Here is a 25,834-nt window from a genome sequence, read left to right on the forward strand (position 1 = left end):
TGGTCAGGCGTAGCGCATGATGGCGGTTTTGGCCTCGAGGTAGCCCTCGATCGCCGCACGGCCATGCTCGCGGCCGATGCCGGACTGTTTGAAGCCGCCGAAGGGGGCCGCGGGGTCGAGCGTGTTGTGCGAGTTGACCCATACCGTGCCGGCCTTGAGGCCGTGGATGGCGGTCATCGCTTTGCCCATGTCGCGGGTCCAGATCGAGGCCGACAGGCCATAGCGCGTGTCGTTGGCAATGCGGATAGCCTCATCGAGATCGGCGACCGGCATTGCCACCACCACCGGTCCGAACACCTCTTCGCGCACGATCTCCATGTCGGGCCGGACGTGATGCAGGATAGTCGGCGCCACATAGTGTCCCTTGGCCGGAACCGCCCGCGCGCCACTCACGCGTTCGACGCCTGCCGCAAGGCTGCGCTCGACAAAGCCCTGGACGCTGTTGCGATGCTTGGCCGAGACCAGCGGGTTGATCTGTGCCTCTGCGTCGCGGCCGGCGCCCATCGTCATGCCGTCGGCGATCTCGGCCAACCGCGCCAGCGTGCGATCATAGATCGACTTCTCGATCAACAATCTCGCCGCCGAGGTGCAGACCTGGCCCTGGTTGAAGAACATGCCGAGCCCGGCCAGCAGCAGCTCGATGCCGTCTTCCATGTCGGACAACAGGATCATCGGCGACTTCGAGCCGAGCTCTAGCGTGAACCGCGCGACACGGTCGACCGCGGCGTGGCCGACGCGTTTTCCCACTTCCGTCGAGCCGGTGAAGGTGAGCTTGTCGATGCCGGGATGGCGGATCAGCGCTTCGCCGGTGACGGAGCCGCTGCCGGTGACGATGTTGACGACGCCGGGCGGGAAGCCGACCGCCTCGATCAGCTCAGCGAGCCTGAGCAGGCCAAGCGGCGTTTCCTGCGGCGGCTTCAAGACGACCGTGCAGCCGCAGGCGAGCGCCGGGGCGATCTTCCACATGCCGATCAGCAGCGGAAAATTCCACGGCACGATGGCACCGACGACGCCGACCGGCTCCATGACGGTCATCGCATGGTGCTTGGCGCCGGGGGGCACCGGAATCGAGACCTGGAAGGTCGAGCCCTCGATCTTGGTCGCCCAGCCGGCATAGTAGCGCAGCCAGTCGACCGTGCCGCCGGCGCTGAGCATGCGGGCGACGCCGAGCGACTTGCCGTTCTCGATACTCTCGATCTCGGCGAGAAGATCGGCGTCGGCCTCGACCGCGTCGGCAAGCCTCAGCATCAGGTTCTGGCGGTCGACCGGCCGCATCGAGGCCCATGGGCCTTCGAGCGCTGCCCGGGCAGCGCGCACCGCCTGGTCGACGAGTTCGGGGCCACTTTCGGGCACATGCGCGACGATCTCGCCCGAGGCGGAATCGTCAACAGCGAGACCGTCGCCGGCGAGGCCGTCGACGAAATGGCCATTGATGAAGGGCCGGTGCGAGCGCGACAGGAATGCGGCGGCGGCGGTGCTGATCGGCGGCACGGTTCTCTCGTTCACGCCATTCCTCCTCGAAAATCCGATGAACAGTCTTGAGAGGGTTATGGAGCGTGCCGACGCGCTTCAAGCCGCTGTGGGCGTGAGTGCGCTTTCAGTCAAAACAAAGTTCCCGCTCGGACAAGACGGCTCGCCTTTGACCAATCAAGATTGGACAACGAGATCGGCCACGCTGGTACGTTCTTGATCGGTCTTGGAGGCGGCGGCGGTTGAGCGCGATTCTCGGCAATGCGATGGTCATTACTGCGGCACTGCCGCTATTGTTCGGCATCGTCCTGGCCCTGCTTTCACGGTTTGCCGTGCCGGCGTCATCGCCGGTGCTCACGCTGCTCTGGGCCGCACTGCTCCTGTTCTTCTATTGGGACACGCTCGGCCCGCCCGTCATGCCGCCGGTTGCCGCCAGCCAGAAGCTGGTCTATCTCGCCTTTGCCGGCACCGTCATCTGTATCCTGCCTGAGCGGATCCTGGCAGGCCGGACGGCAAGCGTTCTCGCCGTTGTTGCCCTGGCGGCAGCATTCCTCTGGCTCGGCTGGCGTCGCATTGCCGCCGGCTCGCTCGACCTGCAGATGATCGCAGCACTCGCCGTTGCCCTGCTGGCGCTCATCGGTGCGGCGATGCTCATGGCGCGGCCATCCTCGCCATCGCCTTCGGCCGAGGAGCCGTTCCTGGCGCCGGCTGCCGCCCTATCCATGTCGCTCTCCGGCGCCATCGTCTCGGTGCTTGGCGCATCGATCGTCACCGGGCAATTGCTCGGCTCGCTCGCCGCGCTGACCGGCGGCTGGTGCCTTGTCAAGTATCTCGCGACTTTGCGCGGTGGCGCAGCCTCCGCTTGGAGCAAAGGCGTGGAATTCCTGCTGCTCTACGCTGCCGTCACGGTGCTGATCCAGGTGGCACTGCTCGCCCCCAAGGCTAATCCCTTGGCCCTCATCCTATCATCCTTGCCGCTGCTCGCCGCCGTGCTCGTGGGCGACCGGCTGCAAGGCCTCCTTCCCGGCGCACGGCCCTTGCGGCCGCTGATTGCCGGTCTCGTGATCGCCCTTCCGGCGATGCTGGCCATCGTGACGGCGATCGTCTGGGCGCCGCACGGGGCCGCTCTTGGCTTTTCCTGAGCCGCTTCAACAACCACAAATAGGGAGAGATATATGAGTACGAAGAGATTGATTGCCGCGCTCGCTTTTGCTGGCGCCTCCATGCTGGCATCGGCCGCCTATGCCGACAATTACGAGATCGACGGCCAGCACGCCTGGGTCTCCTTCACCATCAAGCACGGCATTTACAGCGTCGCGCACGGCCAGTTCGACGCGGTCAAGGGCGCGATCGTAATGGACAAGGCTGACGTCACCAAGAGCAGCGTCAAGGCAGAGCTCGACGTCGGCGCCATCCACACCGCTTTCGATCAGCGCGACAGCGACCTGAAGGGGCCCGATTTCTTCAACGCAGCCGAATTCCCGACGATCTCCTTCGAAAGCACCAAGGTCGAGAAGATCGACGATAAGACCGGCAAGGTCACCGGCAACCTCACCATCAGCGGCGTCAGCAAGGAAGTCACGCTCGACGTCAAGCTGCTCAACGAGGCCCCGGCGCCGTGGGATGCGACACTGACCAAGGCGGCCTTCAGCGCCACCGGCAAACTGAGCACCGCGGACTTCCCGATGGCCAAGGCCGCCGACGGGTTCGGCCTTGGGCCTGAAGTAGACATTGCCATCGATCTGGAAGCGATCAAGAAGTAGATCACTGCAGTCGGCGGACCTGTGGTGGCCGCCGCGCGGCTCAGATGTCGCGCGGCGCTTCGCCAGGTGGTTCTGAAGTGCGCGTTCAGTCAAAACAAAGTTCCCGCTCGGACAAGACTGCGGAACGGCTTCGGCGCAATATCCTCAGAGAAGATCGGCACATGGCCAACACCGGCCTTTAGCCGGCGCGACAGCACCACTCGGGATGGACCAATGAGATTTTCCGGCAAGACGGCACTCATCACCGGCGGCGGCACCGGCATCGGCGCGGCCGTCGCCCGGCGCATGGCAGCCGACGGCGCCAGGGTGGTGCTGATGGGCCGGCGGCGCGAACCGCTCGAAGCCGTTGTCAGGGATATTGGCGGGCTGGTTGTGCAGGGCGATGCCGCCGACGCCAAATCCGTGCGCGCGGCCCTTGCGCAAGTGCATGACAAATTCGGTCCGGTCGACATTCTCGTCGCCAATGCCGGCGGCCACGGCGTCGGCCCGACTGTATCGATGAGCGACGAGACCTGGGCGCTGGCGACGCGTCTCAACCTCGACACCACTTTCGTCTGTGCCCGCGAGTGCCTGCCGGACCTGATCGCGCAGAAGGGAAACATCGTCGTCGTCGCCTCGATCGCCGGCCTGTTCGCCGGCCCGGCGGCGGCCGGCTACGTCACCATGAAGCACGCCTGCGTCGGCCTCGGCAAATCGCTGGCGCGCGACTATGGCCGCCAGGGCGTGCGCACCAACATCATCTGCCCCGGCTGGGTGGCGACCGACATGGCCGACGAGCAGATGCAGGTCGTCGTCGAAAAACACGGCCTCGACTCTATCGAGGAAGCCTATCGCATGGTCACCAGGGATGTGCCGCTCGGCCGCCCGGCGACGCCAGAAGAAGTGTCCAACGTCATCTGCTTCGTTGCTTCAGGCGAGGCGGCGATGATGAACGGTTCGATCCTGACCATCGACGGCGGCGCCACCGTCGTTGACCTGCCAACGCTTGCTTTTGTCGATTGATTTGGAGATGGCGATGAACGACCAGAACAGACCTGCCGACTGGAAGCACTTCGACGATTTCGCCGCCGGCATCGCCACCAACCGTCTGCCGACGACGGACGCGTTGCGCGGCCAGACCTTCAAGATCACGCTGAACACCGGCCGCGTCATCGACCTCGCCTTCACATCGGCCGATACCGTGGCCTGGAGCGAAGGCAGCGATGCCGGTGCCGACTGGTACGAGGCGCTGGAAGTGGCGCCACAGGTCTTCTTCATCAACATGGTTTTCGCCACGCGGCTGACGGAAGATGAGGCCTTCATCATCGACATCGGAACGCGGCGTGTGCTTTCGGTGCGCGAGCGGGTGCGTGAGCCTGGCGAGGCGCCCGGCGAGCCGCGCGTCGCGCAGGTCTATTCTGCAGGTGTGCTTGGCGATCCCTCGGTTCCGCCTGCCGGTACCGAACCCGCGCCGACCCGCGATCTGATCGGTCTGACCGCGCACTACACATACAGCCCCAACCACGTCTACGAGCACATCTATCTGAGCTCTGAACGCTATGCCTGGCAGAACCTCGTCGGCGTCCAGCGCGGCCATGGCGATGTCGATCTCGCCACCACCTGGAAGTTCGCCGAAGGTCTCTACGTCTTCGGCTTCCGCGAGTTCATCATCCCGGTCGCCTCGCTGTTCTTCTACAATTGGGAGACGATGCGCTCGACCGGCAAATTCCTTGGCGTCACCAGCCAGGGCAAGATCGAGAACAAGCCGGCCGGCGCCTTCATCGAGAAGAAATCCACAACCGTCTACGGCCCGGGCAAGGCGCCCGTCTAAGCAAACAGGTGAGTAGTATGAGCAGGAATTACGAGGTCATCAAGGCGCACTATGCCGGCTCCGACGCCAAAGATCTGGCGGCGATGATGGCGCCAGTCACCGACAAGACGGCTTGGACCGAAATGGCGGGCTTCCCTTATGCCGGAACTTATGTCGGTGGCGACGCCATCATATCAGGCGTCTTCAAGCGTATCGGAGAGGAGTGGGAGGGCTATGCCCTGAAGGTCGACAAACTGGTCGACGGCGGCAGCACCATCGTCGGCATCGGCACCTATTCGGGCATCTACAAAAAGACAGGCAAAGCGATGTCGGCGCGCGTCGTTCATGTCTGGGAAATGCAGGACGGCAAGGCCGTCAGCTTCGAGCAGTTCACCGACACCAAGCTGGTGGCAGCCGCGATGGGCTGAAGCATTGGCGCTGTGAATGCGGGCCTCGCCCTGATGCGTTGGCCCGATGAACCTGGGAGGATGGAATGGAAATCACTTTGAAGGGAATGCTGGCCGGCCTGTTGCTGTCCACCGCGCTCAGTGCCGCCGGCACGGTCGCCGCCAATGCCGGCGACACCGAAATCGTCATCGGCGCGCCGATCTCGCTGACCGGGCCGCTGGCCGGCGACGGCAAGGAACAGAAATGGGCCTATGAGCAGGCGGTCGCCGACATCAACAAGGCCGGCGGCATCATGGTCAAGTCCGCCGGCAAGAAGCTGCCGGTGCGCCTCGTCGTCGCCGACGACGAAAGCTCTGAAGGCAAGGTGGCGTCAGCCCTGGAGAACCTGATCAAGGTGCAGAAGGTCGATGCGCTGCTGTCGACCCATTCCGGGCCGATGAACATCGCCGGCGCCATCGTCGCCGAGAAGTACAAGAAGTTCTACATGATCACGACGGCCTTCCCGTTCGAATGGCAGCCGTTGAAGCTCAAATACTCGGCGCTTTTCTTTTTCCATCCTGGTCCCGGCGCCGAGGTGCCGTTCGAGGTATGGGACAAACTGCCAGCCGGCGAGAAGCCGAAGCACCCGGCCCTGGTCACCGAAGATTCGCCTGACGGCAAGGGCTTTGGCGGCGCCTTCCAGGCGGCGGCGAAGAAATACGGCTACAGCTTTGCCGTCGACGATCCCTGGGCGATCGGCGCCACCGACTATTCGGCGCTGATCACCAAGCTCAAGGCCGCCGATGTCGACGCCATGCTGGTCTTCGGCTCGCCCGCCGACACCATCACGCTGCTCAGGCAAATGAAGGAACTCGGCTTCTCCGTGCCATATTTCCACGGCTGGAAAGGCACCTGGACCGGCGAATTCCATGAAGCGCTGGGACCGGACTCCGACTACATCATGACCGACGGCTTCTGGTCGGCGAGCTACCCCTACAAGGGCGCCAAGGAACTCGGCGAACGCTACGAGGCCGAGTACAAGAAGGACTCCGTCACCGTCGGCGCCTTCTATGCCAATGCGCAAGTGTTGGCGCAGTCGATCGAGAAGGCCGGCAGCACCGATGCCGCGGCGATCCACGACGCGATCTTCGGCCAGGAGTTCAAGGACACCGTGGTCGGCGACCTGAAGTTCGACGAGACCGGCTTCGCGCTGATCCCGAGCGTCGCCACGCAATGGTGGCAGGGCAAGCACCAGCTCATCTATCCGGACGGCACCTGGACCTACAAGCCGGCCCCGGCCTGGGACAAGCGCTGACAGGCGGGGGCAGGGCGTTCGCAAGGGGAGGCACCCCTACGAACGTTGGCGCTGCCCCTCATTGCCCCGCTGGGCTTTTCTCCCCGCATAGTGACGGAGAGACAGGGCTGGCCACAGGGCCTCGCGTATCCTGGCAGCTTCCCACACCCAATTGCGCTCACCGGAGAAACGGAAACACGATGCAGCCTAACGAAACCCTGCTTCGCCTCGAGGCGGTCCAGAAGCGGTTCGGCGGGCTCGTCGTGCTCAACAATGTCGACATCGCCGTCGGCCGCAACGAACTGATCGGGCTGATCGGCCCCAACGGCGCTGGCAAATCGACGCTGTTCAACGTCATCACCGCCATCTATGCGCCGACGCAAGGGCGGGTGCTGTTTCGCGGCAACGACATCACCGGTATCGCACCGCACCGCATCTCCAGGCTTGGCATCGCCCGCACCTTCCAGCTGGTGCGCACCTTCCTGACCATGACCGCCTTCGAGAACGTCATGGTCGGCGCCGTCTACGGGGCAGGGGGCCGCGTCAAGCATGCGACCGAGGCGGCGAATGCCGCGCTCGAACTGGTCGGCCTCACCGCCCGGCGCGACATGCGCACTGCGCATATGACACTTTCCGACCGCCGCATGCTGGAGATCGCGCGCGCGGTTGCCTCAGACCCAGCGCTGCTGCTCCTCGACGAGCCGATGGCGGGCCTCAACCCGACCGAGATCAAGCGCATGGTCGACGTCATTCGCCGCGTGCGCGCCGAGCTTGGTCTTTCGATGCTCTGGGTCGAGCACAAGGTCGACGCCATCATGAAAGTATGCAGCCGCGTTATCGTCCTCGACCATGGCGAAAAGATCGCCGACGGCACGCCGCGCGAAGTCACCCAGAACCGCAAAGTCATAGAGGCCTATCTTGGCGAACCGGCTGCTTGAAGTAAGCGATCTCCAGGTCGCCTATGGCGACGTCGGCGCGCTGTGGGGCGTCTCGCTCCATGTCGACCCCGGCACCATTGTCGCCATCGTCGGCGCCAATGGCGCCGGCAAGACGACGCTGCTCAGGACCGTCTCCGGCCTGCTCAAGCCGAAAAGCGGCGATATCAGGCTGGCCGGCCAATCGCTGGTCGGCAAGGCGCCGCAGGAGATTGCCTCCATGGGCATCGCGCATGTGCCGGAAGGCCGCGGCCTGTTCCGCCAGATGACTGTGCTAGAAAATCTTGAACTCGGCGCCTTCCAGCCCAAGGCGCGGCCGCGCACCAAGGTATTGCTCGACAAGGCCTATGCGCTGTTTCCGCGCCTCAAGGAGCGCGTCCATCAGAAGGCCGGTTCGCTCTCCGGCGGCGAGCAGCAGATGCTGGCGATCGCGCGGGCCACGATGTCGGAGCCGTCGCTGCTCATCCTTGACGAACCGTCGCTGGGTCTCAGCCCGCTGGTCGTGCAGCAGATGTTTTCGCTCATCCAGACCTTACACGCTCAGGGCGTCACCATCCTGCTCGTCGAGCAGAACATCCACCAGGCCCTGAAGGTCGCCGACTATGCCTTCGTGCTCCAGACCGGCTCGCTCGCCATGCAAGGCACCGGCGCCGAGCTGATCGCCGATCCCGAAATCCAGAAAGCCTATATGGGCGTGTTGGAGTAGATCAGATGTTCAAATTGCCCCCTCCCGACATCCTGCTCCAGCTCTCGCTCAACGGCGCGCTCGGCGGCGCCATGTACGGTGTCGCCGCCGTGGGCCTCAGCCTCATCTTCGGCACCATGCGGCTGATTTTCCTCGCCCAGGGCGCGATGATCATTCTGGCCGCCTATTTCGTGCGGGCGCTGTTCTACGGTCTCGGCATCGACCCGTTCCTGTCGCTGCTCATTGTCGTGCCGGTCGGGCTCGGTGTCGGCTGGCTGATGTATCAGGGCCTGTTCCGCAAGGCGGCTGCCGAGGAAGACCGCAACGTTTCGCTGCTGATCGCCGTCGGCCTGATGTTCCTGGTGCAGAACCTGATGACCGTGGTCTGGGGCGGCAACACCGCCGGCGTGGTGACGAGCTATACGGCGACCGGCATCGAGCTGCTGGGCGTCCGCACCTCGTTCACCCGCACGATGGGTTTCCTGATCGCGCTTGCCGGCACCGGGCTGGTGATGCTCTTCCTGCGCAAGACCATTGTCGGCAAGGCGGTGCGCGCCGCTTCGGAAGACATGGACGCGGCGACGCTGATGGGCATCAGCCCGCACCGCGTCAACGCCATTGCCTTCGCCATCGGCATTTCGCTGGCGGGCGCAGCCGGTGTGGCCGTCGCCACCACCTTCCCGTTCAACCCCTTCGCCGGTTTCATCTTCAGCCTGAAGGCGCTGGTGGCGCTGGCACTGGGCGGCATCGGCAACGTCACCGGTGCGCTCGCCGGCGGCATCCTGCTCGGCCTGATCGAAGCCTACGTCCAGTTCTTCATTTCCGGGGGCTGGACCAACGCCATCGCCTACGGCGTGTTCCTGGCCGTGCTGATGTTCAAGCCGGAAGGCCTGTTCAGCCGGCCCTACAAGAAGGCTTGAGAGATGATCAAAGCCTTCAAATGGATCGCTATTGTGGTCGTCGCGGCGCTCGCGCTGCTGCCGCTCCTGCCAGGTGCTGTCGACGCCTATTATTTCTCGTTCCTGTTCTTCGTCTTCCTCTACGCCATCATGGCGCAGAGCTGGAACCTTGTTGCCGGTTACGGCGGCCAGATCAGCCTCGGTAGCCACGCCTTCTTCGGGCTGGGCGCCTACACCACCGCCATCCTGTGGACCGGCAACTATATCTGGGGCTCGCTCTATGACACGCACCCCGGCATCTATTATTTCGATCCGGTGACGATGGCGCTGGGCGGCGTGGTGGCGGCCCTTGCAGCGGCCATCATCGGCGTGCCGCTGCTGTCCAAGCTGCGCGGCGACTATTTCGCACTGGGCACGCTCGGCTTCGGTGAGATCGTCAAGGTGCTGTTCGTCAATGGCGGCGACTTCACCGGCAGCGCCTTCGGCATCGTCGCGCCCGCCGGCCTGTTCGACACGCTGCGTCCGCATTACTGGGTCGCGCTCGGGCTGATGGTCGGCACCGCGCTCGCCATCCGCGCTCTGATGCGCTCACGTTATGGGCTGGCGCTGATCGCGGTGCGCGACGACGAGATGGCGGCGTCGGCCAACGGCATCGATGTGCTGAAGGTCAAGGTGGCGGCCTTCGCCGGCAGCGCCTTCATCGCCGGCGTCGCCGGCAGCCTCTACACCTTTTACATTTTCCATGTCGGCCCGGACTCGGTCTTCGATCTCGACTGGATGCTGCTGCCGCTGATGATGACGGTGGTCGGCGGCACCGGCACGCTGCTCGGCCCCATCCTCGGCGCGCTGGTCATGTACGCCGTCTTCGACCTCGCGCGCATTGTGGTGCCGGACTATCACCCGGTGGTCTCGGGGCTGACCATCATCCTGGCGATGCTGTTTTTACCGAAGGGGCTGATGCGCAGCTTTGCGGGCAAGGCAAAGCTGGCGTAGGCGATAAGCTTCCCGATGAATGCAGCGCCCGAACTCCGCCGTTCAGACCCACGCGCCTAATGCACCGCCGTCCTTAACCTCTCCCTCAGTTCCCTCGGCGCGACATCATACTTGCTCTTGAACGCCCTTGAAAAATGCGCGCTGGAATTGAACCCACAGGCGAAGGCGATTTCCGAAATCGAGGCCGAGGCGCGGGCAGGGGACAAAAGCTCCTCCTTGCTGCGCTCCAGCCGCCTGTCCCAGACGAAACGTTCCAGTGTCATGCCTTCGCCTTCGAAGGCGCGGTGCAGGTAGCGGCGGGAGCAGCCCATGTGGCGGGCTATGTCCTCGGCCGAGAGATTGCTGCGCGCCAGGTTGGCGTCAATATAGGCGACGATGCGCTCGCGCAGCGCTTCCAGCGGCGAGCGGCGGAACGCCGGCGCCATGGGCTTCGCCTGTATCAGCCCGTTGACGAGCTGAATCAGGCTTTCGCCGACGCGGCGGCAGCCGGCTTCGTCGAGCTTGTGTGCCTCGCCAATCGCCATCTGCATCAGACCGGACACGATATGAGTCAGGCTGTCGCCCTCGCCAGGCAGCGGCACCGGCACCGAAAGGCGCGCCAGCGTCTCGTCGCCAAAGGTCGAGCGCGGTACCTGCAGGATGAGCTGATCGACATCGGAGAGGTTCTGCAACGAATAGGCTCGCACCGGATCGTAGATGACCGCCGCGCGCGGCCCGAGATCTATCGCCGTCTGCTGCTGCTCAAAGCGGCTGCGGCCCTTGAGCTGCATCAGGATCTTGATCGCGTCCGGATCGAAGCTGCGCCAAAAAGCGCGGTCGTTGACGACTAGGTGGGACTTCGCCCTGATTTCCGAGAGCCGGCAGGAGCCCAGATCGACCGAGATCAGCTTCGGCAGGGAGGGCGCCTCGCCGCGCGAGAAGCGCTGCGTGATAGGGCCGAACAGCATCCGCGAAGCGGACAGGAAAGCCTCGCCGTCGGCGATGCTCACGTGGTGGTCGAGCATAGTCTCCTCCATCTTCATTTCGTCTCCCGTCTTGATGCGGGATTTGCGATGCAACGGCAGCGCCGATGCAACGGCCAGGAACTTAACATGCTAACTATATTCGCCGCAACGGCGAGAACGCATCAATCAGCCGCTTTAGAAGCGGCGCCTTCCGGGCGGGCGAGGGTCAAAGCAAGCGGCCGGAATTCCCACATTCTCCGGCCGCTCGAGATTGCATCTCACCTCAGCCCCACTTCATCTCGCCTTTGGCAACCTTCGAGCCGATGTCGAGAGCGACGCCCATGCCGAGGTTCGGAAAGCGGGCCTCCATGGCGGCCTTCAGCGCGGCGGCGTCGGCAGCCTTGGCCAACTCTTCCTCGAAGGCCTGCAGGTAGGTCTTTGTGTGCTCTATGGCCGAGATATCGGTAGCAGACTCCGGCATCAGGTGCCCTGGCACGACGACAGCGGGCTTCCTGGCGGCGATCTTGTCGAGATTGTCGATCCAGGCTGCACGCAATTCCCTGGTCGGGGTGTCCGCCGTCCACACATGCACGCCGGCAAAGATCAGTACGCCGCCGAAAACCGCGTTGATCGAAGGCGCCCACAGATATCGACGGTTGGCAAGACCTGCAGCCGCAACGATCTCAACCGTTTCGCCGTCGACTGTCAGCGATGGACCATCAAAAGCTTCAGGCATGACGATATCGGCCAGTACCTGCGGCGAGCTTCTTGTCGACCGAGCCTTTAATTGCCGCCACCGTTTCCGAGGCCGCAATGACCTTCGCATCTGGAAAAGCCTCACGGATCGGCTTCAGGCTGAAGTAATAGTCAGGGTCCGATTGGCTGACATAAATTGCCGTCAGCTTCTTGCCGTTGGCCTTTATTGCGTCTGCCAGGAAACGCCCGTCCGGATAGCTGAAGCCGCCGTCGATCAGCAACGCTTCGGATGATCCCGACAGCAGGACTGGAGCGCGGAAGAAGCCGTTCGAGCCGGCGGGAAAGTGCTTCCAGACGAGTCCGGTCCCGCTTGCGCGGCCTAGATCGGCGGGAGCAAAAGCGGCCGCGGCGATGGCAGCGGAAGTTTTCATGATCTGTCTCCTGGTGAGCATTTTGAAACTCCTTTTGTGATGGGCAAAGAAATCGGTCTGCGCGCTCGAGGCCAGGACTACGTCAACCGGGCCCAAGTGCCGGACAAATTGAGGAAGCTGCGATCGGGCTTGGTGATGTTGGTATGGATGACCCCATTCTCGAAATCCTCGACGTGGGTCACGGTCGTCCCGTCAGCCTCAATCCAGGTCACCATGAACACGCCCTGCCGAATGGGGATTGCCCGATAGGTCACTGCCTCCGCCTTGGCGAAGTTGTCCATTTGCTCAGGGGCAAACCGCATGGTTTCCCCGTCGCTATCGAACTTTAAATGAAACGCGAGTTCGCCAAAGCGGGCCTCATAGAGGTGGCCGATAGCCGGAAACATTTTCGCCGTCGTCATGCGGGGACCCTTCGAATGCTGGGCAGATCAGCCGGCGGCTGAACTCAATGCGCAAAAGATGCATTGTCTTGATTGGTCGATAAATCCCGACGAGTTGGATTCAATGTAAGCTATAGACACACAATCCTGCGGAGCGACGACCATGGAAACGATCAATCTCAATAGGCTGGCCTACTTCGCCGCGGTGGTGGAGGCAGCTTCCTTCACCCGAGCGGCGGAGCGTCTCGGCATTACCAAGACTGTCGTGAGCCAGCAGGTGGCGCGACTTGAACAGGAACTCAAGACAAGCCTTCTGCTTCGCACGACGCGGCGGGTTGAGCCGACCGAGGCAGGCCGGCAGCTTCACGCGCGATGCGCCATGATTCTGCGGGAGGCCGAGGCGGCCTTCAACGAGCTAGCCCAAACAAACGCTCAGCCAATGGGAGTTCTGCGGGTCACTGCGCCGAACGATTATGGCACAACCACCATCGCGCCGCTTGCAGCCCGGTTTTGTCGCACCTATCCGGCATGTCGTGTCGAACTGATGCTTTCGGACATCAGGATCGATCTGATTGCGAACCAGATCGATCTGTCGATCCGCGCGGGCTGGCTGGTGGATTCGAGTCTTCAGGCACGCAGGATCGGTTCCTTTCAGCAGATTCTCGTGGCGGTGCCTGATCTGGCGAGGAGCCTATCGCCCGCCGAACCCGAGGATCTATCCGAGTTGCCCTTCATCGCGAATGTCGCGCTGAAAGAGCCGCTCGTATGGCGTTTCACGCGAGGTGAACACGATCGGCGCACAGTGCGGATGAAGCTTGGGCTGACAATCAACGCCACCCCGGCCGTGCTGGAGGCGACCCTGGCCGGCGGCGGAATGTCCATCCTTCCAGACTTTGCCCTTGGCGACCACCTCGCGGCCGGCCGGCTGGTGCCCGTTTTACCCGCGTGGAACCTACCCTCCGGCGGCATCCATGCTGTGTATCCGGCCGCCCGCTTCCGGCCGCCCAAGGTGACGCGATTTGTGGAGATGCTCGCCCAAGCCGAGAGGGTCAGTGTCGGCACCTGATCGCGCTAAAGGCAGTCCATGTGACCGCCCGCGTGGCCGCTAGCTGCGACGTCTACGCAACGTAAATTTGATGCTCGTGGTCCCCATCAAATCCGCCTTTTGTGGTTGAGATCGGCAAGGGCGACAGAATCGGTCAGGAAGCCTCCCACCCCGGCGAATGCGAGCGGGGAGTCCCAATTGTCGATCTGTCGACCGCGCCCACGAGGGTCGTCGTTGATGGTCATTTCACCTGACATAACTCGCCTCAACTTGGATGCGAGCGGTAGGAGAGGTTTCTCATCGGAACCTCCACCGCCAACCGGGCAGCCACATGACCCGAGGGCCGGCGGAGGAGCTTCAGCGTCACCGCTAAGGTGGCGGCGTGGGGCTTCAGCCTATGCGCCGCCGAGGAAAAATTGGTGGTCGCATACAGGCTCGGCCGTTATCGTCCAGTCGACATCGACGCCAGGGAGGCGGCTTTGTGCGCAGCGCACCCATATTCGAGGAGACCTCGCCTCTTAGGTAGGCGTCCTCCCGACAGGATGATAGCTGTTTCGATCCACGCCGAATTTCTGCAGAGTTGTCTCGCATGCGAGGAACGAACCAAACTTCCATGCATTTAGCAGGGGCTGCATTCGTACACTCTTCTTCGGGGAGCTGGACCCTTGTCATCCGAAGGCTACATTTCGGCCGATCAGGAAACCAATGAAGTTTCCATAGTTGGGCTCATACCGGCCATGCGGGCTTTCGCACGTACCTTCTGTCGCGTGCCCGACGATGCCGACGATCTGGTACAGGAGACGCTGACCAAGGGTCTCGCCAATATCGACAAGTTCGAACCTGGCACACGCATGAAGTCGTGGCTCTTCACCATCATGCGCAATACGTATTATACGCGGATCAAGATTGCCGCCCGGGAAGCGCCAGGCCTGCTCGACTGCGCGTCATCCAGGCCGTTTTTGGAAGCCACCCAGGAATGGAGCGTTCAGAGCAGGGAAGTGCATTGCGCCATCCAAAAGCTACCGGAGCACCAACGCGAGGTTCTGATGCTGATTGGCGTTCTGGGAGTAAGCTATGAGGAAGCGGCCGAGATATGCGGCTGCGCGGTAGGGACGGTCAAAAGTCGGCTGAACCGCGCGCGCGCCAATATTCTCGAGTTGCTTGGGGAGAGTTCGCTGCAGACATTGATGGAAAGACGAAATCATCTATCCGATGGGCAACTCGGTATGGACAGCCGCAGATAGTCAGTTCTTCAGGTCACGTCGACGCTTCTCGATCAGCGCGTTTTGCAGCTCCATTGCCAGCCTGGTCAGCCGGTCTGGAATGCTTTCCCGCTCTATGGCATCGAGGAGAGAAGCGATCTCTCGATCCATGGCCAGACCAAACTGGGAGTCGATCATATCATCCCTCGAACGAGACATCCGAATTCTCTTGATAAGAGCGGTTCCTTGAAGTCAGTGTGGCGACAAATGCCCGAGATTACAAGGGGATGTCTGCCGCCGGCATGATTGCCAGTGGCCCTTGCACAGGTTTATTCCCTTGGCCTGATATCGCTGGGGGCCAAAAATGCGATGTGACAGCGTTCAATCCTCAGGCAATTAGTTCGCGGCATGGTCCTCATATTGGTCGGACTTGAGGCGATTGCCATCAGGTCCGCGCACTTTGCTTTGCTGTTTTTTGTCGCGATTGGCGAATCACGTTTTCTCCGACCTTGTCTTTGGTACGGTCATCGCGTCAGCCCGGTTCCCTTGCGCTTGCCGGATGCCATAGTTTCCTCTTCGGGTCGGTGACGGTCTTCAGCCTCTTGGTTCGACGTCGGAACTGGCGGCGCGCGGTAATGTTCCACCGCGGCGAGCGAGCAGGAATGCGTCTCCATCCCATGACCGGAATGGCTTCTCGCCGTTGATGACAACCCGCAATTGGTGAGTTTCCGCCAGACGGCCGATGTCGGCGCGGTCCAAAAAAAGAGATCCGCGATAGGAATAGTTCAGAAGGGCCAGCCAGCCCGACCGTTTCAGGACGCGTGCGATCTCATCGAAGTGCCGCTCGGCCATGCCGGCCAGAACCAGATAGGGAAAGCTGTCGACCGCCAGCACGCAATCGAAACTACCATCGTCGAATTCGGTCAGATCGAGACCGGAGGTTTGCCGCAACTCGACATTGCCCAGCGCGGCGCATCGTTCGGAGGCGATGGAAATCATCCGTGAGGATATATCGATGCCGACTATCCGATTGAATGATTTGGAAAGCGCGCGCTCGAAACGGCCGATGCCGCAACCAATGTCCAGAATATCCCGGTCGGTTCCAGTGAAGTCCTGCTCCTTGAGCCATGCAGCGACGTCCTCGGTCATGGCCAACAGCCTTCCGTCATCGCCGAGCGATGCGAGCTGGACACTCGCTGCTTCCGAAATAGCCGCGGCCGCATCGAAGCTCGTGGCCAGCCGCGTGACGACAGCGGCACCGGTCTCATGGTGATCGCGTACGTGCCGAACGGCCTCGCCCGTCGCCCGCAACTTGGCAAACGCGCCGGGTTCGCGGCGAAGCAGCCCGGCCACGTCCTGCAGCCTTTCCGCGTCTCGCGAATCGGAGGGAACGACCTCCCGCACGATCTCCGCCAATTCCGCCACCGCGACGTCCACCTGCAGATGAAGCGCCAGCCTGGCTACGACGGCTTCGGCGCAAACAGCGTCCGCCATGCAGTCTTCTACGACCGCTTTAATCGATCTGCGGCGGTGGGCGGATTTTGACCCGGTTGCCCTCACCCTATCAACTCCGCGTCCAGATCCTGCGCATGGTCCACCTGTCGACGGCGCCCCAGCCATATTTGTAGGCCTCCTGACCACGCAGGAAATCGAACTCGCGGGCACCTTCGCGGATCGATTCCGCGATCGCGTGGCCGATTAAAATCGCGCCTGGACTCTCCTCGGAATAGGCAGGGTCGAAGCCCCCGAGATAGGCATAGGCACGACCGCGATCATGGAAGCCGTAATAGGCGCCGACGGTCCTGCCGTCGATCGCGAACAGCCAGCATCGGACCAAGCCGCGAGCGTCGAGCAAGGGAAGCGAGCGCCTGTGGAATTCTTCTACGGCGACTTTGGCCAACACGCCACCTCCGCGCCCGGTCCAGCGCGCGTCGTGCAGGCGTATTAGATGATCGAGGCAAGCCTGGGGATCGCCGCGTGCGGAGGACAACGCGGTCCGGCCGCGTCTGGACGCGGCCCGGCGCGCCCGCCGCAACTGGCGCCTGCGTCGGTAGGGCACAGAGCCCGTAAGAGTTTCGTCGCCGGCAAGGGCGAGCACGGGGCAAGCGCTATGAGCGACTGGCCGTCCGGCTTTCAGGTCAGGATGCGTGATCGCAAAACCGACACCCCCCTCCGGCAAATCTGACAAGATCCATTGAGACCATTCAACCGAGAGGATCTTGTCGACAACAGCAGCGAGGACCGGAGCCTCGGTGCCGGGAACACAAAGGATATCCAGGTAGTCGCTGAGCGAAATGCCGACCGGAAGCAATTTCGAGCCGTCGATCCCGTGCTCGAGATAGAGCGGCGCCAGCGCCATCAGATCGCCTCCGCGCCAAACCGCGACCATCGCTAGACCTCCGGGCGCGAATGTGCGCCACCATGGCACCAGCCAGGCGGGAGACTGAAACGGGGTCGCCGAAGAACTCTGCTCCCACAGTTTCCACCAGTGTGGCGCAAGCGTTTCGAATTGCGCCGGGTCATCGATGATCTCGCTGCGCAACAAAGCTTCGCTCACGGTGCGATGGCGAGGCGCCTGGCATCTGTGCCAAGTCGCGCCAGCGCATGATAGGCGTCCATGTAAGACGAGATCATTCGCTCCAGCGAAAACCGCCGCCGTGCCTCGGCCCGGCATGCCTCGGCGTCCAGGCTGGACGCCGCAATGATGGCTTGCGCCATCTCCTCGATCGTGTTGACGAGAAAGCCAGTCTTGCCATGCTCGATGACATCGGGCAGCGCACCATTCGGAAAGGCGACCACCGGTGTGCCGCAGGCCAGCGCCTCCATGGCGACAAGCGAACTGGTCTCGGCGGCAAGGCTCGGGATGACCAGACAGCGCGCCGCGTTGAGAAAGCGCCGCTTGGCGGTGAAACCGAGCGGACCAAGGAAGCGTCGGCGGCCGTCGAGGCGGGGTTGGACCTCATCGCGAAAGTAGCGCGTGTGCAGTTCATAGGAATAAACCTTACCGCCGACAACCAGCGGCACACCTGCTTGCTTGGCGGCATCCAGCGCTAGGTGGATGCCCTTTTCCGGACAGATACGGCTGAGAACCAGGGCGAAGTCGCGTTTCGCTTGCGGCAGGCCGAGCGCCTCGATGTCGACGCCGTTCGGAATTGGCGCCGCTAGCCTGGCGCCAGGTGGCGCGGTTTTCTGCTGGGCGGTCGAGACTGCATGAAGCCACACGTCGTCGCGCTTCGGGCGCAATGCCTCGGCCGGATACCAGTCCAGCGGCAGGTGAAGGGTCACCAAGGTCGGGCCGTCGTCTGGCAGATAAGCGTCGAAGTCGATACCATGCAGATGAACCACATCAATCGGCCAATTGGCGCGGGCGGCGGCGATCGCAGCGCGATGAGCCTGCTGCGCGCGGCTCTTGGCCGTTTCGTCGAGCACGCCGCTTTCAGCCGGTATTTCCACAAGCGTGCCGCTCGCGCTGGAGCCCCGGCAGCCGACGACGATTGATCGATTGCCCGCGCGAACCAGCGCTCGGTCAAGCAGCGACAGGACCTGTTCGGCACCCCCAACCGCATCCGGTCCGACAGGCGCGAGAGGATAGGCGACATTGAGGACGGTGAGCGTCATGGCCGGCTGAGCCACGGTGCCAGAGCCAGTGAATTGGTGGCGGAACCGTGAGCTTCTACTCCGGTCGGTTCATCTAATGACGGACCGGGTCGCATGAGGGCCTCACGCGAGGCCCGCTGCGTCGGGCGCGAGGCGGACGTCAGTCCGGGCGCGTATCGGCGGATCATCGTTGCACAGAACTCGGCGAATTCCTCGGGCACCAGGGGAGGGCTGGTGTGGTGAGGCATCATCCCCCGATGTTCGGGCGTGAAGCAGAAGGTGACCGTTACGTCGAAATCGGCGAGTGCCTCCATCTGTCGATCGAACCAGTCCAACGCATTCGGCCTGAAGCTGTCGGCCCAGGAAAGCCCTGTGCGCATGTTGGTAACGCCGAGCCTCTTCATCCAGGCAATAGAGTTGTCCAGTCGCGGGTCCTCGAAATGAAACCACTGCACCAGTCCCATTTCGGGTGTGTAGCGCGGGAATTCCTCAAGCGCCGGCTTCGGCGTGCCGTCCTGGCGCAGCAGCCCCATGTGGAAGTGACGATAATAGGAGGATCCCTCCGCTTCGCGATGCCGTGTCGTGGCTTCCCATTCACGCGGAAGGTCGTAGAGGCTGTACCACTGGATGCGGGGTGCGTTGCCGAGCAGCAATTCGGCGGTTCGCTTGAGGCCCCAGGCCTGTATTTCCTCGGCCCCGAAGGTCGACACGCCGACCTCGCTGACCCAGATGGGGAGATCGGTGACGGCCGCGATCTCACCGATCTTGTGCGGCCATTCCTGAATTTGCCACAGGTTCCAGTCGAGGGGGAAGCCGTGAACCGCGACGGCGTCGACATGGTCCAACACCCCGAATTCCTTCATGCGCGTGATAAAGCCGGGATCTATCGGCGAGATGCCGCCAAGCACTTTTGTCAGAGCTGGGTTCTCGGACGCGATCGCGTCCGCCGATAGGATTGCCATCCTGGCAAAGCGGCTCCAATCGGGGTCGAGCTCAGGGTCCCAATGCGATTTGTTGTTGGGCTCGTTCCAGATCATCGCGGCTTCAATCATGGAGCTTTCCTTTCGACGGATATATCGCGCCACCGCCGGCCGGATCGCCGGCAGCGCGGCAGAAATAGACCTCCTGCTCGGGATGCAGCACGATCTCGAAACCGGCACTGCGCAGCATCGCCTCGGTACAGGCCCGGTTCGGTATCCACCAATTGGTCGGATCGTCGGCATAGCGGTGTTCGATGAAATGCAGCTTGGGAAATTCCGACCGCTCAAACAAATCATGCGTCCAGAAATGATAGTTCTCTTCCAACTCGGGCAGATCCTTGCTGCCGCGTTGCATGGACTGGAAGATCATCAAGTCACCGGCGACGTGCTCACGGATCAGGTCGAGCGCGAGCAGGGGGTGGCGCAGATGGTAAAGCACCCCCATGAACAGCACGACATCGAATGTCTCGCGCAGGGCGCCGACGTCGTAGACCGAAAGTTTCCGGAATTCGATCTCGCAGTCCGCGATCTCGGCGGCAAAGCGGGCCTGTGCCAGATACGCCTCGTCGAAATCTATGCCGAGGACGCGTGTAGCGCCTCGCCGTTTCATCTCGATCGAATAGAAACCCGCATTGCAGCCAATATCCAGCACAGTTTTGCCGGCCAGATCCGCGGGTATGGCATCGGCGAATTTGCGCCATTTGATCAGCGGGTAGTTGCCGAGAAAGTGGTTAGGCGCGGTTTCGACGCCGGCCAGTTCCATGTTGTGGAACCAAGGGCCGAGCGCGTCGATGCGGCGGCGGATTTCGGCATGGGAATGCAACATGGTCACGCTCCTTCCCCCGGAACGACAGGTACATGCGAATGCGCCCCGGACATGATCGTAGTGGGCTGGTGACGAGCGGACGGAACGCCGTCTTCAAGCAACCGCAGGGCTGTGCGATAGCCGTTGAAAGTGCCGACATCGACATAAGCGGACCCTGCCTTGATCCCGTAGGCCACCCCCCCGGTCGCGAGATAGGCGTTGATCAACGTGCCAATATATTCGTCACGACCGTCGCGCTCGCGCCAGAGTGTGGCAAGCCGATGCAGGATCTGGCCAGGCATTTTGAACGCCCCCCAAACCCAATTCGTGGACGCGTCCTGTCGCTTGACCTGGATTTCGATAACGCGCTCGTCATCTTCGGTGACGACGGCGTCGAAGAACTCCGGGCGACCCACCGGGAATAGCAAAAATGAAAGCTGATCGTCAGGCAAATGACAGAACCCGTCCTCGGGAAACCAGATCGTATCCGGAAGGCCGACGAGGACGACCTCGTCGGCCGCGACGAGGGGCGCTGCTCGGAAAATCGCATCGCAGAGACCGACGGGGTTGGGCTGCACCACAAAGAGAGCCGCTGCCTCGCCATAACCGGCGGCGTAGTATTCGAGAATGTCGGATTTGCCCGATCCGATGATGAAGCAAATCTTGTCGACGCCGGCCTGGACCATGCGCCTCACCAGATACTCGCTTACGGCGCAAGGACGTTCGGTCTGACCGTCGATCCGGCTGCCAACCGGCAGCAGCTCCTTCGAGAAGCCGAGCGGTTGGATGCGGCTACCGCGCCCGGCGGCGGGCACAATGCCCAACATCAGACTGCTTCCTCCATCGGTTTGCTGACGGGATTTTGCAAGGCGTCGGCCAGGATTTTGTCCAGTTCCGCTGCACGCTTAGCGGAAGTGTGCTCGCTCAAGACCCGCTCGCGGGCGCGTCTTCGGATGCCGTCAAGTTCGTGCTCCGGCAATTCCAGCGCGGCGACTACGTCATCCGTCTCATGGGCTAGCAGGACTTCGCGGCCGGGTTCGAAGAAGTCCGAAAGGCCTGGCCATACGTCGGTGACGATGGCAGCCCCACACGCGGCCGCTTCGAAGAGGCGCCCCGACGGGCACCAGCCCTTTTGCGCCATAGCTTCCCGGGTGACGTTCAGCGTCAGCCGCGACGACGAGAAGAAGGCCGGATGATCGGCTGGCGGCAAATGCCTGACAAAGAAGATGTTGTCGCTCCACGGGAATTCCTGCGGATATTGCGCGCCGGCAATGATGAAGCGTTGATCAGGCAGGCGCATGGCCGGGCGGACCAGCAGCTTATCGACGCCGGCCTGGCGATCCGTCGCGTAGGTCCCGAGATAGGACAGACCACCGACGAATTCCGCCCGCTTCTCTGCCGGCCGGTGCCGGTCCGGATCAACATGGCCGTAGAGCGGCATCACGCGGCGCGCGCCGAGCACAGTCTTCAGCGCCTCGGTCGCCGGGCCGCCGGTGTAGCTCAGTACAAGGTCATAGTCAGCAAGTCCCTCTGGTCCGAAATAGGGCGGACGCTCGCCGTGCTCGAGGCGGGCAAGCGTCACCGGAGTATCGAGATCGTAAAAGACACGCAGTCCACGACTTGTATGCTGGGCCAGGCGCGAAGCCTCAACGGCGTCGGGACAGTAGGACGTGACGACGACGACGTCCGCTTGCTTCATCGCACGCTCCGCGACGCGGCGGATATCCTCCCAGTCCGGATAGATAACGACGTTGCCTCCATCGAGCTGATCCAGATCGCGGGTCCCGGCATAATAGGGAGTGTCGCATTCGAAAAAGGTGATAGACCAGCCCAGACGGGCGAGCGCGCGGATCAGTCCGCGCCAGAGCGTCGCATGGCCGTTCCCCCATGAAGATGTAACGGTGAGACCGAAAATGACCATCCGCATCGGGAACTTCCTCGTCAGGCAGCTTCATTTAATCGCACGAGCTTTGAGCCCCAGTCGCCCGACACAATCGTCGTGATCGAGGCGGGATCGATGTCGAAGCGAAAGCAGTCGCCGACCGGCAAGTTAAGCACCTTGCAAACGGCCGCCTTGATCACGTCGGCGTGGCTAACCAGGGCGACGCATTCGTTCTGATGCAGCTGGCGGACGCCGTTCATTAGAGAGACGATGCGGTGCTGGACATCCAGCATGGTCTCGCCGCTGGGCGTCCTGGCCTCCTGCCGCTGGTCGTTCCACGCGCGCCAACCGGCGTCGCTGCTCAATTGATCGAAGGTCTTGCCCGACCAGTCGCCGAAATCGATCTCGTCGAGTTCGGCGCAGATCGCGATTTCGCCGACACCGCAAGCGAGTGCGATTGGCAGCGCCGTCTCCTGGGTGCGTTCGCGCGGGCTGCATAGGATGGCCGCGATCGTCTCTCGGGCCATGCGCCCGCCAAGGTGCTCTGCTTGAGCCTTGCCGGACTCGCCGAGGTATACACCGGCCATGCGCCCGGCAAGATATGAGCCGACATTGTCGTGCGCCGCATGGCGGATTAAAAAGAACGTCGTCGTCATTCCGCGGCATCCAGCAGAGGATCGTCCTTGCCGGCGATGAAAGCGAGCGTGCGCTGGCGTGCTTCGGCGTCGGTGAACTGTTCGGGAGGCGACTTCATGAAATAGCTACAAGGGCCTGTCAGCGCGCCGGCGATGCCGCGGTCGAGGGCCAGCTTGGCGCAGCGCACTGCGTCGATCACCACGCCGGCGGAATTGGGCGAATCCCACACCTCCAGCTTCAGCTCGGCATTCAGCGGCACGCCGCCGAAGGTCGTGCCTTCAACGCGGATGTAGGCCCATTTTCGGTCAGTAAGCCAAGGCACATGATCGCTTGGTCCGACGTGAATGTTGCCCGGCTCCAGGGCAACATCGAGCTGGCTGGTTACCGATTGCGTCTTAGAGATCTTCTTCGATTCCAGCCGCTCGCGTTCCAGCATGTTGAGAAAATCGGTGTTGCCGCCGAAATTCAGCTGATAGGTTCGATCGACGCGCACGCCGCGCTCGCGAAAGAGATTGGCCAGCAGCCGGTGCACAATGGTCGCGCCGACCTGGCTCTTGATGTCGTCGCCGACCAGCGGCAGCCCGCGTTGTTCGAAACGCCGGCGCCATTCCGGACGTGAGGCGATGAAAACCGGTATGCAATTGACAAGGGCGCAGCCGGCCTCCAGAGCACATTCAGCATAGAAGCGCGTCGCCTCCTCCGAACCCACCGGAAGGTAGGAGACCACTACGTCGGCTCCGCTGTCGCGCAGGATATCGCTGACATTGGCAACCGGTTCAGGCGCTTCCTCGATTGCGTCGCGCAGGTATTTGCCGATCCCGTCAAGCGTCGGTCCGCGTTCGACGCGAACACCGGTAGTCGGCGCGTCGGCAAAGCGGAACGTGTTGTTCGGGGTGGCGTAGATCGCATCGGCGACGTCGCGGCCAACCTTGTTTTTGGCGACATCGAACGCGCAGACAATCTCGATGTCGTCGACGTGATAGCCACCGAGATCGGCATGCATCAGCCCCGGGATCGGTTCGTTGCTTTTTGCATCACGATAGTAGGAGAGTCCCTGCACCAGGGAGGATGCGCAATTGCCAAGCCCGACGATACCAACACGAACCTTTTTCGATCCCACGAAACTGCCGCCTTATGCTGTTCAAAGGTAAGTTCCTTGCGCCGAACCGCCACCGCGCCAGAATGTTCCTTGGTCTATCGAAAAATTGCGCGAGGCGGCATGGATCGAAGCTGCACCCGCCGCGTTGCCCGCACGACAAAAATCGGAAATCGGTCGATGATCGTCTACGGCGACAACAAGCGGACCCAGAACGCAGCACAACTTCAAGAGACAGCGATCGAACTGGCCCAAAGCCTCGATCGGATCCCTTGCGGCATCCGGCGCCATGCTGCATTGGTCGGGTTATTCATCAGTGCGTCGGAGCTGGTACAGGGGCTCGCCGATGCCGATTTCAAGGTCCTGGGCGTCGACACCAATTCGCCTTCACAACGGCTAGGCGCCGAGTTGCTGGTCGGACTTGCGGCAGAGGTGGCGAGATCGTGGCGAAGTGGGTTCGTCGTGGGCGCCGGCATCGATTCGCGACTTCTCCAATTGCTGGCCGGGCTCGATTGCAAGGCAGAAATTTTGACCGGCTCGGCCGAAGGCTACGCACATTATGCGCTTTATCCAGAGAGTTATCTCGGCGCGGGGCGGGAGTCGGGTCTCGATGCGAACACATGCGTGATCGGCATCCGCAGCATCGGCCTGGGGCTGGCGGCCATGGTGGCGGCCGCGATCGGTGCGCCGGCGCCCATTAGCGTGCGCCCGATCGGCCATCCTTTCGATCGGCGGGTCAATGCCGATCCGCGGCTGGTTGCTGCCTGGAGGAGTGAGCCCAGGGCTCGCTTCGCTGTCGTCGATGAAGGTCCCGGCCTGTCGGGAAGTTCGATCCACGCTGTCGTCGCGTGGCTGAGAAAACAGGGCATAGATACGGAGCGCATTCACCTGTTCCCCAGCCATTCGGGCGATCCGGGGGCCGAAGCGTCGCCGGATGTTCGGGAGACATGGGGACGCTGCCGCAAGCAAGTGGCGATGACGTTCGAACGCACCTTTCCCGAAAGCTCGCAAACGCTGCGCGATTGGGTAGCCGAGGTGGTTGGCAGTCCGAAATTGCGCTTGACCGAAATATCCGGCGGAGCGTGGCGCCCCCTTCACTACGCCGACGAAAGGCGCTGGCCACCGAGCGCACGCGGCACTGAACGGCGAAAGTTCCTGGCCTCCGCAGATCAAGATCGCTGGCTCGTCAAATTTGTCGGCCTCGGCAAAACTGGGCTGCGCAAGATGGAAGCCGCCAAGATGTTGCATCACGCCGGATTCGGATCGCAAGTCATGGGGTTCTGCCACGGTTTTCTGGTCGAACGGTGGACCGATGGCACCACGATGGATCAGCTACCGCTGTCCAGGCAGAGACTTGTCGCGGCGGTCACACGCTATCTGGCCTGGCGCGCGACCAGTCTGCGAACCAGCGAACCCGGTGCATCATTGCTCGCGCTGGCGGAGATGGCCGTTCACAATGCTTCCGAAGCCTTGGGCGAAAGCCAGGCGGCGAGACTGCGAACCTGGTTCTCGAAGCAGACGCCCACACAGGTATCGGAACGGGTCGAGATCGACGGCAGGCTGCATCCCTGGGAGTTTCTGGTCGGTTCCGATGGCACGCTGATCAAGACGGATGCTGTCGACCATTGCCGAGGACACGATCTGATCGGCTGCCAGCCGATAGAATGGGACCTTGCCGGCGCCTGCGTAGAATATGGGCTGTCCAAAGCCGAGGCGGCGACGTTGATCGGCGGCATGGGTAGCAGCGTTGACGCCGGACTCATCGATTATTTCAAACCTTGCTATTTGGCGTTTCAGCTCGGGTTGTGGAGCATGGCCGCTCAATCCGAAAATGGCCGGGAAAGAGCAAGGCTGGAAGAGACGGCAAACCGATATGAGGCAGGACTGACACAGTTCCTGGGCCAGGCCATGAAGGTATAGTCGCC

The 25,834-nt window shown here is 62.5% G+C and carries 26 protein-coding genes and 1 pseudogene; 13 read left to right on the top strand and 14 right to left on the bottom strand.

The annotated features are described in order from the left end of the window. Positions 1–3: 3 nt before the first annotated feature. Positions 4–1,506 (bottom strand): aldehyde dehydrogenase family protein, encoded by a 1,503-nt coding sequence (locus FJV80_RS25470; RefSeq protein ID WP_095793765.1) that lies wholly within the window; start codon positions 1,504–1,506, stop codon positions 4–6. 206 nt (positions 1,507–1,712) lie between these two features. Between FJV80_RS25470 and FJV80_RS25475 the strand changes: the two genes are divergently transcribed. The 10 genes from FJV80_RS25475 (at position 1,713) to FJV80_RS25520 (ending at position 10,215) form a co-directional block, all read left to right on the top strand. Next, the gene (locus FJV80_RS25475; protein WP_095789628.1) at positions 1,713–2,612 is read left to right on the top strand and encodes a hypothetical protein; all 900 of its coding nucleotides are present in this window, start codon (positions 1,713–1,715) and stop codon (positions 2,610–2,612) included. Positions 2,613–2,645: 33 nt separating this feature from the next. Continuing rightward, a complete protein-coding gene (locus FJV80_RS25480) occupies positions 2,646–3,233 on the top strand; it encodes a YceI family protein (RefSeq protein ID WP_095789627.1) in 588 nt (195 codons plus the stop codon). A 213-nt stretch (positions 3,234–3,446) separates the two neighbouring features. Beyond that, the gene (locus FJV80_RS25485) at positions 3,447–4,235 is read left to right on the top strand and encodes an SDR family oxidoreductase (RefSeq protein WP_095789626.1); all 789 of its coding nucleotides are present in this window, start codon (positions 3,447–3,449) and stop codon (positions 4,233–4,235) included. Between the two features lie 13 nt (positions 4,236–4,248). Continuing rightward, the gene (locus tag FJV80_RS25490; protein WP_095789667.1) at positions 4,249–5,043 is read left to right on the top strand and encodes a MoaF C-terminal domain-containing protein; all 795 of its coding nucleotides are present in this window, start codon (positions 4,249–4,251) and stop codon (positions 5,041–5,043) included. A 17-nt stretch (positions 5,044–5,060) separates the two neighbouring features. Then, positions 5,061–5,450: a nuclear transport factor 2 family protein gene (locus FJV80_RS25495; protein WP_095789625.1), complete on the top strand. Its 390-nt coding sequence runs from the start codon at positions 5,061–5,063 to the stop codon at positions 5,448–5,450. Between the two features lie 65 nt (positions 5,451–5,515). Continuing rightward, positions 5,516–6,724, top strand: a complete 1,209-nt coding sequence (locus tag FJV80_RS25500) for an amino acid ABC transporter substrate-binding protein (protein WP_095789624.1) — start codon at positions 5,516–5,518, stop codon at positions 6,722–6,724. A 179-nt stretch (positions 6,725–6,903) separates the two neighbouring features. Continuing rightward, the gene (locus tag FJV80_RS25505; RefSeq protein ID WP_095789623.1) at positions 6,904–7,641 is read left to right on the top strand and encodes an ABC transporter ATP-binding protein; all 738 of its coding nucleotides are present in this window, start codon (positions 6,904–6,906) and stop codon (positions 7,639–7,641) included. Further along, complete coding sequence (locus tag FJV80_RS25510; RefSeq protein ID WP_095789666.1) at positions 7,634–8,344, top strand: ABC transporter ATP-binding protein; 711 nt, start codon at positions 7,634–7,636, stop codon at positions 8,342–8,344. The genes FJV80_RS25505 and FJV80_RS25510 overlap by 8 nt, the downstream gene beginning before the upstream one ends. A gap of 5 nt (positions 8,345–8,349) precedes the next feature. Beyond that, complete coding sequence (locus tag FJV80_RS25515; protein ID WP_095789622.1) at positions 8,350–9,243, top strand: branched-chain amino acid ABC transporter permease; 894 nt, start codon at positions 8,350–8,352, stop codon at positions 9,241–9,243. A gap of 3 nt (positions 9,244–9,246) precedes the next feature. Then, on the top strand, positions 9,247–10,215 hold the full coding sequence (locus FJV80_RS25520) for a branched-chain amino acid ABC transporter permease (RefSeq protein ID WP_095789621.1): 969 nt from the start codon (positions 9,247–9,249) through the stop codon (positions 10,213–10,215). 56 nt (positions 10,216–10,271) lie between these two features. Here the strand turns inward: FJV80_RS25520 and FJV80_RS25525 are convergent, their stop codons facing one another. The 3 genes and pseudogenes from FJV80_RS25525 to FJV80_RS25535 all read right to left on the bottom strand — a co-directional run bounded on the left by FJV80_RS25525 (position 10,272) and on the right by FJV80_RS25535 (position 12,687). Then, positions 10,272–11,219, bottom strand: coding sequence for a helix-turn-helix domain-containing protein (locus FJV80_RS25525; RefSeq protein ID WP_179301155.1), 948 nt, complete (start codon positions 11,217–11,219; stop codon positions 10,272–10,274). Between the two features lie 223 nt (positions 11,220–11,442). After that, a pseudogene (locus tag FJV80_RS25530) lies at positions 11,443–12,307 on the bottom strand (MBL fold metallo-hydrolase). A gap of 56 nt (positions 12,308–12,363) precedes the next feature. Then, positions 12,364–12,687 (bottom strand): hypothetical protein, encoded by a 324-nt coding sequence (locus FJV80_RS25535; protein ID WP_095789619.1) that lies wholly within the window; start codon positions 12,685–12,687, stop codon positions 12,364–12,366. A gap of 142 nt (positions 12,688–12,829) precedes the next feature. On the opposite strand from FJV80_RS25535, the gene FJV80_RS25540 reads away from it, so the two are divergent. Together FJV80_RS25540 and FJV80_RS25545 are read left to right on the top strand one after the other, a co-directional pair. Beyond that, positions 12,830–13,732: a LysR family transcriptional regulator gene (locus FJV80_RS25540; RefSeq protein WP_095789618.1), complete on the top strand. Its 903-nt coding sequence runs from the start codon at positions 12,830–12,832 to the stop codon at positions 13,730–13,732. Between the two features lie 716 nt (positions 13,733–14,448). Further along, on the top strand, positions 14,449–14,955 hold the full coding sequence (locus FJV80_RS25545) for a sigma-70 family RNA polymerase sigma factor (protein WP_095789664.1): 507 nt from the start codon (positions 14,449–14,451) through the stop codon (positions 14,953–14,955). Here the strand turns inward: FJV80_RS25545 and FJV80_RS34680 are convergent, their stop codons facing one another. The 10 genes from FJV80_RS34680 to FJV80_RS25590 all read right to left on the bottom strand — a co-directional run bounded on the left by FJV80_RS34680 (position 14,956) and on the right by FJV80_RS25590 (position 23,933). After that, positions 14,956–15,111 carry a hypothetical protein gene (locus tag FJV80_RS34680; protein ID WP_179296030.1) on the bottom strand — a complete coding sequence of 52 codons (156 nt, stop codon included), beginning with the start codon at positions 15,109–15,111 and terminating at the stop codon, positions 14,956–14,958. A gap of 396 nt (positions 15,112–15,507) precedes the next feature. Beyond that, positions 15,508–16,407 (bottom strand): class I SAM-dependent methyltransferase, encoded by a 900-nt coding sequence (locus tag FJV80_RS25550; RefSeq protein WP_245437886.1) that lies wholly within the window; start codon positions 16,405–16,407, stop codon positions 15,508–15,510. Between the two features lie 70 nt (positions 16,408–16,477). Continuing rightward, positions 16,478–17,455 (bottom strand): GNAT family N-acetyltransferase, encoded by a 978-nt coding sequence (locus FJV80_RS25555; protein WP_245437887.1) that lies wholly within the window; start codon positions 17,453–17,455, stop codon positions 16,478–16,480. 11 nt (positions 17,456–17,466) lie between these two features. Beyond that, the gene (locus FJV80_RS25560; protein WP_095793769.1) at positions 17,467–18,531 is read right to left on the bottom strand and encodes a glycosyltransferase family 4 protein; all 1,065 of its coding nucleotides are present in this window, start codon (positions 18,529–18,531) and stop codon (positions 17,467–17,469) included. After that, entirely contained in the window at positions 18,528–19,562 is a 1,035-nt protein-coding gene (locus tag FJV80_RS25565) for a beta-xylosidase (RefSeq protein ID WP_245437888.1), read from the bottom strand. The genes FJV80_RS25560 and FJV80_RS25565 overlap by 4 nt, the downstream gene beginning before the upstream one ends. Continuing rightward, positions 19,555–20,316 (bottom strand): TIGR04290 family methyltransferase, encoded by a 762-nt coding sequence (locus FJV80_RS25570; protein WP_095789663.1) that lies wholly within the window; start codon positions 20,314–20,316, stop codon positions 19,555–19,557. The genes FJV80_RS25565 and FJV80_RS25570 overlap by 8 nt, the downstream gene beginning before the upstream one ends. A 2-nt stretch (positions 20,317–20,318) precedes the next feature. Further along, positions 20,319–21,122, bottom strand: coding sequence for a sugar phosphate nucleotidyltransferase (locus FJV80_RS25575; protein WP_095789613.1), 804 nt, complete (start codon positions 21,120–21,122; stop codon positions 20,319–20,321). After that, positions 21,122–22,222: a glycosyltransferase gene (locus tag FJV80_RS25580; RefSeq protein WP_095789612.1), complete on the bottom strand. Its 1,101-nt coding sequence runs from the start codon at positions 22,220–22,222 to the stop codon at positions 21,122–21,124. The genes FJV80_RS25575 and FJV80_RS25580 overlap by 1 nt, the downstream gene beginning before the upstream one ends. Before the next feature lie 14 nt (positions 22,223–22,236). After that, the gene (locus tag FJV80_RS25585; protein WP_095789611.1) at positions 22,237–22,833 is read right to left on the bottom strand and encodes a histidine phosphatase family protein; all 597 of its coding nucleotides are present in this window, start codon (positions 22,831–22,833) and stop codon (positions 22,237–22,239) included. Then, positions 22,830–23,933: an inositol-3-phosphate synthase gene (locus FJV80_RS25590; RefSeq protein ID WP_095789610.1), complete on the bottom strand. Its 1,104-nt coding sequence runs from the start codon at positions 23,931–23,933 to the stop codon at positions 22,830–22,832. The genes FJV80_RS25585 and FJV80_RS25590 overlap by 4 nt, the downstream gene beginning before the upstream one ends. 69 nt (positions 23,934–24,002) lie before the next feature. Here FJV80_RS25590 and FJV80_RS25595 point away from each other — a divergent pair, with 69 nt between their 5' ends. After that, positions 24,003–25,829: a hypothetical protein gene (locus tag FJV80_RS25595; RefSeq protein ID WP_246689055.1), complete on the top strand. Its 1,827-nt coding sequence runs from the start codon at positions 24,003–24,005 to the stop codon at positions 25,827–25,829. Positions 25,830–25,834 lie beyond the last annotated feature (5 nt).

Origin of the sequence: Mesorhizobium sp. WSM4310 (assembly GCF_007003935.1) — a bacterium.
Taxonomy (GTDB): domain Bacteria; phylum Pseudomonadota; class Alphaproteobacteria; order Rhizobiales; family Rhizobiaceae; genus Mesorhizobium.